Source organism: Lachnospira hominis (ex Hitch et al. 2025), assembly GCF_040096395.1.
Classification (GTDB): Bacteria; Bacillota; Clostridia; order Lachnospirales; family Lachnospiraceae; genus Lachnospira; species Lachnospira hominis.
In genome coordinates this window covers 46,949-59,000 of the sequence record NZ_JBBMES010000007.1, presented here as the reverse complement: position 1 = coordinate 59,000, position 12,052 = coordinate 46,949, and the positions used below count along the sequence as shown (strand labels likewise).

Genomic DNA, 12,052 nt, shown 5'->3' with positions numbered 1-12,052 from the left:
ATATGATTAATAGATGCGAAAGGACGATAAAGATGCATTACGATTATCTTGTTGTTGGTGCCGGACTTTACGGTGCAGTATTTGCACATGAGGCAAAGAAAAAAGGAAAGACCTGTCTGGTTATAGAAAAAAGAAATCATATAGCAGGTAATATATATTGTGAAAATGTTGAAGGGATTAATGTACATGTATATGGTGCACACATTTTTCACACTTCTGACAAATTTATATGGGATTATGTAAATGAGTTTGCAGAATTCAATAATTATATTAATTCACCGATTGCAAAGTATAAAAATGAATTATATAACCTTCCTTTCAATATGAATACATTCAGCAAGATGTGGGGAATAAGCACTCCACAGGAGGCAAAAGATATTATTGCAGCACAGATTGCAGACCTTAATATAACAGAGCCGAAGAATCTTGAAGAACAGGCATTATCACTTGTCGGAAAAGATGTATATGAAAAGCTTATAAAGGGATATACTGAGAAACAGTGGGGAAGAGACTGCAAAGAACTTCCTTCATTTATAATTAAGAGACTGCCGTTAAGATTTGTATATGATAACAATTATTTTAATGACAGATATCAGGGGATTCCAATTGGCGGATATACTAAGATAGTAGAAAAGATGCTTGAAGGAATTGAGGTAAGGCTTGATACTGACTATCTTGCAAATAGGGAAGAATTTAATTCCATGGCAGATAAGATTGTATATACAGGGATGATTGACCAGTTTTATGATTATAAGCTGGGAGTTCTTGAATACCGTTCGGTAAGATTTGAGACGGAGACGCTTGCAACTGATAATTATCAGGGAAATGCAGTTGTCAATTATACAGAACGTGAAGTTCCTTATACAAGAATTATTGAGCATAAACATTTTGAATTTGGAAAACAGCCGGTTACGGTAATTTCAAGGGAATATTCAAGTGAGTGGCATAAAGGTGATGAGCCTTATTATCCGATTAACAATGAAAGAAATAATGAGCTGTATCAGAGATATAGAGAGCTTGCAGATAAAGAAAAACGTGTGATTTTCGGTGGAAGATTAGGCGGATATAAATATTACGATATGGATAAAGTTATTAAAGCTGCACTTGAAATGTGTAGTGAAGAATTGGTTTAAGGGGAATGAAAATGGAAAAAGAGGACAGGGAATTAATTAAGTTATTAAATGATTCTAAAAAAGGCAATAAAAACAGCTTTGAAAAATTCACAAGACTTGTATATCAGGAAGTTTATAATCTTGTTGCATTTGTCTATATAACAAAGGAATCAAGAGAGAAGCTTACCAAGCACGTTCTTGTCAGAATGTTCAAAAATGCTTCAGAGTTTGATAATGAAGAACTTGATATACATTTGTGGATTGCCCGTTTTACAACAGTTGAAGTCTATAATGTGTGCAAAAAACAGAATGGTGAATTATTTGATACACAGATTTCTGCCGAAGAGTACAATTATGACTCAATAAGTGAAGATTCAGAATTTGCAAAATGTGCAGCTGATTATAATCAGGCATTTCTTGATATAGATCAGTTAAATGAGATTATGACAGATTTTGAGGATTTTTCAAAGGGACAGAGGCTCCTATATCTTATGTTTGCATATGAGAGTTATACGATAGACGAGATTGAGGATTTACTTGAAATTGACAGCACATTTATCGGCACACAGATTATGCAGATACGAGGTATGCTTGGACTTGATATGGTATCATTGGATGGTGATGGGGCGCAAATACATGTGGCAGATGAGGATTTATCAGAGGATGAGACAGATGATGAAGATAGTTCCGATGACAGTGTACCTGAAATTGATTTTGATGATAATGACAATTATTCTGACAGATATGATGCTAAGAGTGCAAATCATGGAATTAAGGCAGATGCACGTATGAGAGGAATAATAGCAATATGTGCGGCATTGGTGGTTGTGCTTGCAGTGGCAACTGTTGCAATTGCCGGACGTATAAAGAAAAATAAGTCAAAGAGCACATTTAATCCGACACCTGTTACAACAGCTGCAGAAGAGGCTACAACTAAGAAATCATCAAAGAATAATAATGCAACAACAAAGGCGGCAGAGACGACAACAACTAAAGCAGCAGAGACTGATGAACAGACAGAGGCTGCAACAACTAGAAGAATGCAGACTCAAACGAATGATACTGAGGCTGCCGGAGATACCGAAGATGGTGGAAACGCAGGCGGAAGCGATTCAGGTGACAGCGGAAGCACAGATGGAAGCGGTTCAGGCGATAGTGGAGACACAGGCGGAAGCGGTTCAGGCGATAGTGGAGACACAGGCGGAAGCGGTTCAGGCGACAGCGGAAGCACAGGCGGAAGCGGTTCAGGCGATAGCGGAAGCACAGGTGGAAGCGGTTCAGGTGACAGCGGAAGCACAGGTGGAAGCGGTTCAGGTGACAGCGGAAGCACAGGCGGAAGCGGTTCAGGTGACAGCGGAAGCACAGGTGGAAGCGGTTCAGGCGATAGTGGAAACACAAGTGGAAGCGAAAGTGGTAGTGAAACCGGAAGTTCAGAAGCCGCAGGAAATTAACTATTGTTTTTAGTTTGCATTGCAATACAAGGAGGATACGAAAAACAATGAAATGTTTAATACTTGCCGGAGGCAGCGGTGACAGCCTTTGGCCATTGTCAAGAAAGAATTATCCAAAGCAGTTTATGAATATTAAAGAAGGACGTTCACTTTTACAGGAAACGGTCGTTAGAAATATGCCATTTTGTGATGAATTTATAATTGTCACAAAGGAGAGTTACAGGAATATAGTCAATGGTCAGATGAAAGCATTCCAGAGTCTGAAGTACCGGCTTATTCTTGAGGGTTCACCAAAGGGGACAGCTGCGGCAATTATGCTTGGAAATATGTTCTGCAATCAGTCAGAACTTGTTTTTGTAGTAACTGCGGATCATTTAATAGAAGGTCAGGAATATAGAAATGCAGTGCTTAGAGGCAAGGAACTTGCTAAAGAAGGATATGTTGCTGCTATAGGAATCAAGCCGACAGAGAATACATCCGGATATGATTATATTATAAAAGATGAAGAGGATGTACTTGGTTTTGTCGAGAGACAGCAGTTCGATTCGGAAAGCGATTCGTATAAGAATAAAGAATATCTTTGGAACAGCGGAATGTATATATACAGAGTTGGGGATCTTATAAACAGTGTGAAAAATATTTCACCTGAATTATATAATACATGTCGTTTTGCAAAGAGAAGAACTCCTGCAATAAGACGAGGCATACGCTTTTCTGAAAATGTGATGAAAGATATTCCTACAGGCAGTATTGAGCAGATTGTATTTTCAAAGAACAGTATTGTAAAAGTTGTTGAGGCAGAATTTGGCTGGAAAGATGTCGGCAATGTAAGTGATCTTGACGGATTTGGCAGTGTGACACATTCTGATTATGTAATAAAGAATAATTGTGAAGATGTGTCAGTCGTAAACAATGCAGAGAGACAGCTTGTTGTAACAAATGATTTGAATGATGTAGTAGTTGTAAATACTGAAGATGCAGTTTATGTTTCTTCAAAAGAGCGTGCAAAAGATATTAAAGATATAATAAAAGATAACCGTGAAAAGTATGAAAGTTATTTTGATTACAACAGACTTTCTTATCGTGAATGGGGAATTCATGAACTTCTCACATGGTCAGAAGGGTACAAGGTAAAGAAAGTAACAGTTTTTCCGGGAATGAGCATGAATCTTCACCAGCATGAGATGAGAAGTGAGCACTGGGCTGTTGTTGAAGGTACAGCGACTATCACACTCGGTCAGGAGACAAGAGATTATCATAAGTTTGAAAGCGTATTTGTGCCTATTGGAATGAAGCACAAAGTTGCTAATAAAACAGATAAAAATGTTGTTATTATAGAGATTGGAATAGGTGAGGTTGTATCTGAGAGAGATATTGTAAAGATATATACAGATGAATCCTCTGAGGGCAATTATGTTGCGACACAGGATAATCCTGTTGTAAAGCTTGACCCTGCATTTAAGGATAATCTCTGGGGTGGCACGAAGCTTCGTACTGTATTTGGCAAGAAATGTGATTATGATATTATTGCAGAGAGCTGGGAATTATCAGCACATCCGGATGGACCAAGCCGTATAGCAGACGGTAGATACAGGGGTATGCTTTTTGGTGATTATCTTTCAATTATCGGAAAAGAAAGCCTTGGCTGGAAATGTCAGGCACAGGACAGATTCCCTATCCTTATAAAGTTTATTGATGCAAAGCAGGCATTGTCAGTACAGATTCATCCTGATGATGAATATGCACTTGAAAATGAAGGTGAGTATGGCAAGAATGAGATGTGGTATGTTGTTGACAGTGAACCGGGCTCATATCTTTACTGCGGACTTAAAAAAAATACTGATAAAGAAGAGATTGAACGCAGAATTGCCGATAATACAATAACAGATATTCTCAATAAAATTGAAGTTAAAAAGGGCGATGTTGTTATGGTTAAAGCCGGAACAATACATGCTATAGGAGCCGGAATAATTATCTGTGAAATTCAGCAGAACTCAAACTGCACATACAGAATGTATGATTATGACAGAAGAGATAAGTATGGCAATCCGAGAGAACTTCATGTAAAAAAAGCACTTGATGTTGTTGACACAAAAGCATATGTGAAAGATAATAAAACGGAAGTTATGCTTGAGGAAAATGAGCATTATTCCCTTGAACGTCTTGTACAGTGCAAATACTTTGAGTGTCTCAAATATGAGATAAAAGACGAGGTTAAGATAGTTGCAGATGAATCATCATTTGTTTCGCTTGTATTTATAGAGGGAAGCGGAACGATAGAGGCAGATGATTATAAGCAGGAAGTTCCGTTCAAAGCGGGAGAAAGCTTCTTTGTAAGTTCAGGAAAAAGAAGCATCAATATTAAAGGAAAAGGCACATGCATAGTAACACATGTATAAATATGCGGTGTGTATTTATACATGCGTTACATGGACACGTTGTGTAAACTATGAAAGCCCGCATCAGCTGCGGGCTTTGTGACGTAAAATAAAAAGGCAGGTTTCTGATGAAAAGCGGCGGTAAGAAGACAAGGATTGTGCTTTACAGTGCAAGTATTATATTGGTATTATTTTATATAATTGTAATGTGGTGGGGAATTACCCCAAAAGTAGGAATTGAATATAAGATGTATTATATAACGCACGAACTTTCTGACTGGCCGGGATATGGCAGATTAAGCTATAAACTTGGAACCAAAGAAATCTGTACATCATACAAAGACAGAAATGGAAGTCCTTATACATGGGATGTATGTGTGAGGAAAGGTCAGGGCTGGAACAGGGAGCAGTATGACGGAAGCGTAAGCAATGCATCTGAAAGCTACATATATTATCTTCCTGAAAAAAATGCGGATAATGTTACATATACGATTGAGGTAAAAAATGTTACAGGAGCCGTAAAGGTATATGCGGATGATAAGCAGATAGGTGAGTTTGAAAAAGATGGAACATACAGTTTTAAAGCAGGAGATGCTGTGAGTGATAAATTATTTACAATAAAATTTGAGACAGAAAGAGGAAGCAGTTTTACACTGTGGAGTACCTGCCTTGAATAATGCAGGCTGGTTGATTATTAAGTGATGGAGGCGTTATGAAAGACAACAAATCGTTATTTCAGAGAGTAAAATTATATGCCATACCCGGATTGATTACGTGTGCGGTTATTGTATTTATTTATGTTTTTAAAGGTATATGGCCGTTTGGAGCTAACCGTATAGATTATTTTGACAATATGCAGCAGGTAGCACCACTCTATGCACATCTTTGGGACTGGATGCATGGAAAGGCGTCATTGTGGTTTGACTGGTACACAGGATTTGGCACGAATGTATCAATGAGTATATCTGCATTTTCAATGCTTAGTCCTTTTAATCTTTTGCTGTATCTTTTTCCGAGAACTCTGATACTTGAAAGTATATCAATACTTACGCTTGTAAAGATGATATTTATGGCAGTTGCCATGTATGCATATATTAATAAAAAATATAACAGCCTTTCATATAATATGAAAGTTGTATTTTCACTTATGTATACATTCTGCGGATATACAGTGCTCTATAGTTCATGCTTTACACCATGGATGGATATAGTTGCATTATTCCCACTCCTTATGCTTGCATATGAAAATATGATGCAGACAGGCAAAAAGCTTTTTTACATAATAATGGTTGCAATTATTTTCATAATTAACTATTATCTCGGTGCCATGTCACTTGTATACATATTCCTTATAAGCGGGGCGTATGTTCTTCTTATGTCTAAGAAAGAAAAAATCAAGGAACATGCATGGAATCTTGGAATTGGAACTGTTGCAGGACTTGGGCTTTCATGTTTTGTGCTTGTGCCTGTAATGATGCAACTTTCAGGCTCACAGAGAGGTGGCTCCGGACAGGGAATTGTATCGCAGTATATCGGCTGGATAAAGAGTGCTATTATATCTGACGGACAGATGGCAGCATTTCAGAGATGGATGATGCTTTATGGAATGGCATTTGCAGCAGCAGTAATAATTATGGGCTTGAAGAAGTTCAAAGAAGAGAAGAATACTATAAGATATATGATTTCCCTGCTTCTTATTTCGCTTCTGCCAATTGTTGTCGAAGGAATCAATCTTATGTGGCATTTTGGTTCGTATAACGGATATACGTTGAGAAACGGATATATTGTCGCATTTACGCTTATAACTGTTGCTGCGTATTTTGCACAGCGGATGTTTGAAGAAGTGACAGCTGATAAAAAACAGCTTGTAAAACAGCTTGTCATATTTGTTGTAGCGGCAGCTGTATATGCAGTTATTTATAATATTATTCCTTCAAATGATATCATCTTAGCAGCATTTATATTATTTATAGCGATATTTATAGCGGCATTTATTTTTTATAATAAAAAGCTTAAAAAAGATGGAATTGGATTTGATTTTAATACTATTATAGCGATAGTTGCTATAGAAGTATTTATTGGTGCATATTCGCTTATCGGACCACCTAAGTTTTATGAATATGAGCCATATCAGTATGGCGATTATGTCCAGGCTGCGAATGAAGTAAAAGATTCACTTGATATTGAAGAGTCTGTGACTGATAGAATTGTCAATCCGGATATAAGCCTTAATGCCAACTATCCGCTTATTTTAAGGAGAAGTGCAATGTCAAGCTTTACGGCGGCACTTCAGAGTGATACACAGAGTTATTCAAAGAAATTTGGTTACTCTAAGTATTTCCTCTGGCTTCTTGATTCAGGCGGCACGGTATTTACTAATTCACTCTTTCATGTTACTCAGGCAGTTAATGTGAATGAACTTGATTCACAGATGTATACAGCAGTAAGAAGTGATGGAGACTATACGTTATATGATGCTGATTACAAGCTTCCTTTTGCAATGAGTGTAAATAAAAACATTACACGTCAGGATTTCAGTGGAAACTGGGAAGATTTACATAATATTTTCTATAAGGCACTCACCAATGACACACAGGATATTGTTAATGGCATGTCATATACTAAGAAAGAGTCATCGGTTATAAGGGAGTATAATGTAAGAGCAGATGGAAAACAGGCTGTTTATATTAATATTGTTGATGTAAATAACCGTAATACAGATGCTAATGCTTCATGGCTTATAAGTTCAATGCATATATATGTCAATGGTGAAGCGGTTCTTGTTCCGACACTTGGTGATGTTAAGAATACAGCATATTTTACAGATTATAATAATAATCTCGTATATCTTGGCACATTTGAGAATGAGAATTTTACAATAAGAGTTGAATATGATGACCCATGGTATCTGAAGGTAAGTGAGGTATCATTTGCCGGACTTGATATGGATAAGATGCAGTCACTTGTCGATAAACATGCCGATGATTACTGTGAGACATCATATACTTCAGATTCGCTTACAGTTAAGATTAACGGAAGCGGTGTAAATAATATGGCACTTATTCCTGTTGTATACAGTGATAACTGGAATGTAAAGGTGAATGGAAAGAAAGTAAAAGCTAAGAGTGTCTGCGGACTTTTTACAGGTGTTGATATTCATGCAGGTGAAAATGTGATTGAGATGACATTTGAGCCTAAAGGCAAAAAAGCAGGAATGCTTATATCTTTAGCAACACTTATTATGATGATAGCATCAGCACTTATTTTGAAGTTTACAAAATTGAAAGTGCCGGCTTTATTAAAAATGTGTGCAGCATTCATATATCTTGAACTTTATAATATTGTAATTGTTGCAATGTTTTTAATTCCTGTAGTAGCGGCAATTCCGGCATTGATTTATCAGATTGTTATAAGGCTGATGCAGCTGTTCTGATGCAGCTGTCCAAATAGGGGATAAAGAATGAATACTTTGATTGAAAAATACAAAAAGAACAGTAATTTCAGACTGGCTGTTCAATTGCTTTTTATACTTGTACTATCAAGGGTGGTTATGCTTATTATGGTACCGGTATACAATGGAATTATGGGAACAAACCGGTCATTTAGTTTCCTTATGAATGAGTGGGATGCAAAAAGATACCAGTTTATGGTAGATAATGGATATACATTTCCTCTTGATACTGACCCGCAGGCGAACTGGGCGTTCTTTCCGATGTATGTTATTGTCTGCCAGTTTGTGAAACTGCTCACATTCTGGAAAGCCGATACGTACTGGGTTGGCATGTTTGTATCAAATGTGTGTATTTATATAGCAGCATATTTTGGTATAAAATGGCTTCGAGACAGATATGAAATAAATAATGGTACACAGCCGGATATTAATAATAATTATGGAATTCTTCTTGGAATTCTTATGTTTATGGCACCATATTCATTTTACTGTGCATCTGTTTATACTGAAGCGATGTTTATAATGTTTATTGTTTTATTCTTTTATTTCAGCCAGAAAAAGCAATGGCTTATTGCGGGACTTATGTCTGCATTTGCAAGTGCAACAAGAATTGTGGGCTGTACACTTGTATTTGCACTGATTATCGAACTTTATCTTGACTATAAGAATAAAAATACAGTTATTGACAGCAAAAAAGCAGGAATCTGGCAAAACGTCAGAGATTTTGTGGTTCATTTTATAAAGACGCCGAAAGAGATATTGTCAGTTATGCTTTGTCCTCTCGGAACATTTATATATATGACATTTTTGAGATTTTTCTGCGGAGATGTGTGGGCATTCATGCATGTTCAGATTGCCTGGAGAGAAGATTCATATTTTCCTGTAATCGGAGTTATGTGGAAAGCCTGCACAGGGCAGATTGAACCAAGATATACATATATGGGCTGGTTTTGTATTGCAGCATTTGCTGTATATGCATATATGATTTACAGAAAATATTATTCAATGGCATTTTTTGGAATAATAGCACTTCTTGTCCCACTAACATCACATGTTATGAGCACATGCAGATTTATAATAGGCTCATTTGTCATATTTATTGGTGCGTATGATTTGATGACTGCCGGTGGACGGGAGTATTCGGAATTAAAAAATAAAAAGAAAGTAATTGCTATTGATTCTATTGTTTTAATAACCTTTTTTGTTTTAGAGTTATTTTTATTGTTTTTGTGGTATAATTCTGATTGCTGGCTGATGTAGTATTACGTATATAGATATGTGGAATACTGAGAGGGAATGCTGGAAAGAAAAGGAGTAATAGTCATTGAAAATTAAACTTAAAAGAAGAAAAGGAACAAATAAAAAACAAAATAATCAGAATTTGAGAAAATTTGGCGAAAGACTAAATGTTTTTTTCAGCGACAGGAAGAATGTTGCTGTTACATCATTGTTTGTAATCATTATTGTTATAGCTTCGGTCTGTGGAGTTGTAGGCTGGAAAAAGGTCAACAGACCTAAGAATAAGGAAGTATTGACGACAGAGGCACTCTCTGAGACTGAAAAAATTACGACAACCCAGGCGGAAACGGAAACTGAGACGGAAACGGAAACTGAGACGGAAACTGAGACGGAAACAGAAATTTCGGAAGAAGAAGCCGAAGAATTAATGGAAGAATTGCCGGATGAAGATCAGGCACCATGGGAACTGCCTCCAAGAACTATGACGTCTGAATGTATACCATATGACGGACAATACAGGGAGATTTCTTGCTGGGGAGATTCTATGACATGGGGAAATGGGTCTGAATACGTAGAGGGATATTATAATGGGAAATCCTATACATATCCTAGAACGTTAGAAATGTTTAGTCATATACCGACACATAATTTTGGTATGCCGGGGGCAACTTCCGATGAGATTGCAATGATGCAGGGTGGACTTGCAATGAAAACGGACAGAACTGTAACAATAAATGATGCCAGTGAGACACAGATAAGAATTGTAAGAGGTGACAATGGCGATTTTATTTCCAATGACTGGGGATTTCTTGATAATGTTTATATATTAGACAGAGTGTTCCATGTAAGAAAAACAGATGACAGACATTATATTTCAAGAATATATGAGATTGAATTAAAAAGTGAATCACAGAATTCTAATAAACTTGCGGCATTTGCTAATGTTAAGGGAAAAGATTCTGATGCGGCTGTTATAAAAGAGACTGGGACAGCCACAAAAGAAAATCCGACAAAAGAACCAACAACACAGGAACCGACAACAGAAGCACCAACACCGGCATATGAGACAATAACAATACCTGAGGGAACGAGAGTTTATACAAAAACAGCAATTGATCACAGCGGCGATATTCTTATTCTTGAGATAGGAAGTAACGGTGGCTGGGAAAATGATTATAAGACACTTATTCTTCAATATGATGCCATGATTCAGGAGTTTGGCTGCAAATATTATATTGTTGTAGGTGACACGGATGACCCGGGAACATCTATTGGTGATCTCAGTCAGGGGGAAACGGATGCAAACGGTGATTATATAGGCATTGGCGACACATCATGGGAAGCAGCTTTAAGACTTGCATATGGTGACCATTTTATCAATATGAGAACGTATCTTATTCAGAATGGGCTTAAAGATTTAGGACTTGTACCTACATTGGAAGATCTTGAAAATTATAGAATAGGCAGAATCTCTAAAAGAATAAGAGCTGATTGGACTCATCTTAATTCAAAGGGTTATTATTCAAAAGGAAAAGGCATATATCTTAAAGGTGTAGAACTCGGATATTGGAATTGATACTTGTATATTTTATAAATAAGTATTATAATCAATTAGCTTAGACACAAGCGATAATACGGATTTATTTTGAATAAAAAGGAGAAAATACAATGTTATCAGTAGTAGTACCTACATTTAATGAGGGAAAGAACATTAGAAATCTTGTAACACAGATAGATGAGGCACTTAAAGGAATTGATTATGAGATTCTTTTTGTGGATGACAGTAAAGATGATACACCACAGATAATTATGGAGGTTGCAAAAGATTTCCCGGCAGTGAGAATGGAACACAGAACAGGTGAGAGCGGACTTGCAACAGCAGTTCTTAAAGGCTTCAGACTTGCAAAAGGTGAGTATATGGCATGTATGGATGCGGACTTACAGCATCCTCCGATTGTGCTTAAATATATGTATAAAGCTATGGAAGCAGGTGCTGATTTCTGTATTCCAAGCCGTCTTATTCCTGGTGGCGATGACGGCGGACTTAACTGGTACAGAAAGTTTGTATCAGGAACTGCAAGAAAGATTGGACAGATTATGCTTCCGTGTTTAAGACAGATTTCCGACCCTACAAGCGGACTTTTCATGTTCAGAAGAGAAGTAATTGAACATGCTGACCTTCAGCCAATTGGATGGAAGATTATGGTAGAAGTTCTTGCTATGGGTACATATTCAAAAGTTATAGAGATTCCTTACAAGTTCCAGCAAAGAACAGAGGGCGAATCAAAGCTTTCAGGAAAAGTTACAATGGAATACTTAAAGCAGCTCAAAGACTTGAGAAAGAGATATAACAAGGCTAACAAGTATAAAGTTGAAATATGGTCTGAAGATAAGATGCTTGGAAGATAATCTAGGAGAACA

General features: G+C 37.0%; 8 protein-coding genes. All 8 read left to right on the top strand.

Annotated elements, in window-relative coordinates; genetic code table 11:
• The first annotated feature begins 32 nt into the window (after positions 1-32).
• The 8 genes from glf to WMO38_RS08035 all read left to right on the top strand — a co-directional run bounded on the left by glf (position 33) and on the right by WMO38_RS08035 (position 12,040).
• Entirely contained in the window at positions 33-1,133 is a 1,101-nt protein-coding gene (glf, locus tag WMO38_RS08070) for a UDP-galactopyranose mutase (RefSeq protein WP_349162150.1), read from the top strand.
• An 11-nt stretch (positions 1,134-1,144) separates the two neighbouring features.
• Positions 1,145-2,563, top strand: coding sequence for an RNA polymerase sigma factor (locus tag WMO38_RS08065; protein WP_349162149.1), 1,419 nt, complete (start codon positions 1,145-1,147; stop codon positions 2,561-2,563).
• 47 nt (positions 2,564-2,610) lie between these two features.
• Positions 2,611-4,962, top strand: a complete 2,352-nt coding sequence (locus WMO38_RS08060) for a type I phosphomannose isomerase catalytic subunit (protein ID WP_349162148.1) — start codon at positions 2,611-2,613, stop codon at positions 4,960-4,962.
• A 107-nt stretch (positions 4,963-5,069) separates the two neighbouring features.
• Positions 5,070-5,618: a hypothetical protein gene (locus WMO38_RS08055; protein ID WP_349162147.1), complete on the top strand. Its 549-nt coding sequence runs from the start codon at positions 5,070-5,072 to the stop codon at positions 5,616-5,618.
• A 35-nt stretch (positions 5,619-5,653) separates the two neighbouring features.
• Positions 5,654-8,374 carry a YfhO family protein gene (locus tag WMO38_RS08050; protein ID WP_349162146.1) on the top strand — a complete coding sequence of 907 codons (2,721 nt, stop codon included), beginning with the start codon at positions 5,654-5,656 and terminating at the stop codon, positions 8,372-8,374.
• A 27-nt stretch (positions 8,375-8,401) separates the two neighbouring features.
• Positions 8,402-9,652 carry a putative hexosyltransferase gene (locus tag WMO38_RS08045; RefSeq protein WP_349162145.1) on the top strand — a complete coding sequence of 417 codons (1,251 nt, stop codon included), beginning with the start codon at positions 8,402-8,404 and terminating at the stop codon, positions 9,650-9,652.
• Between the two features lie 64 nt (positions 9,653-9,716).
• Complete coding sequence (locus WMO38_RS08040; protein WP_349162143.1) at positions 9,717-11,207, top strand: hypothetical protein; 1,491 nt, start codon at positions 9,717-9,719, stop codon at positions 11,205-11,207.
• Between the two features lie 92 nt (positions 11,208-11,299).
• Positions 11,300-12,040 (top strand): polyprenol monophosphomannose synthase, encoded by a 741-nt coding sequence (locus tag WMO38_RS08035; protein WP_021866180.1) that lies wholly within the window; start codon positions 11,300-11,302, stop codon positions 12,038-12,040.
• Positions 12,041-12,052: the final 12 nt, after the last annotated feature.

Coding starts and splice junctions, on each gene's coding strand:
- WMO38_RS08055 (WP_349162147.1), top strand. CDS start 5,070: ATGAAAAGCGGCGGTAAGAAGACAAGGATTGTGCTTTACAGTGCAAGT.
- WMO38_RS08065 (WP_349162149.1), top strand. CDS start 1,145: ATGGAAAAAGAGGACAGGGAATTAATTAAGTTATTAAATGATTCTAAA.
- WMO38_RS08045 (WP_349162145.1), top strand. CDS start 8,402: ATGAATACTTTGATTGAAAAATACAAAAAGAACAGTAATTTCAGACTG.
- WMO38_RS08050 (WP_349162146.1), top strand. CDS start 5,654: ATGAAAGACAACAAATCGTTATTTCAGAGAGTAAAATTATATGCCATA.
- WMO38_RS08035 (WP_021866180.1), top strand. CDS start 11,300: ATGTTATCAGTAGTAGTACCTACATTTAATGAGGGAAAGAACATTAGA.
- WMO38_RS08060 (WP_349162148.1), top strand. CDS start 2,611: ATGAAATGTTTAATACTTGCCGGAGGCAGCGGTGACAGCCTTTGGCCA.
- glf (WP_349162150.1), top strand. CDS start 33: ATGCATTACGATTATCTTGTTGTTGGTGCCGGACTTTACGGTGCAGTA.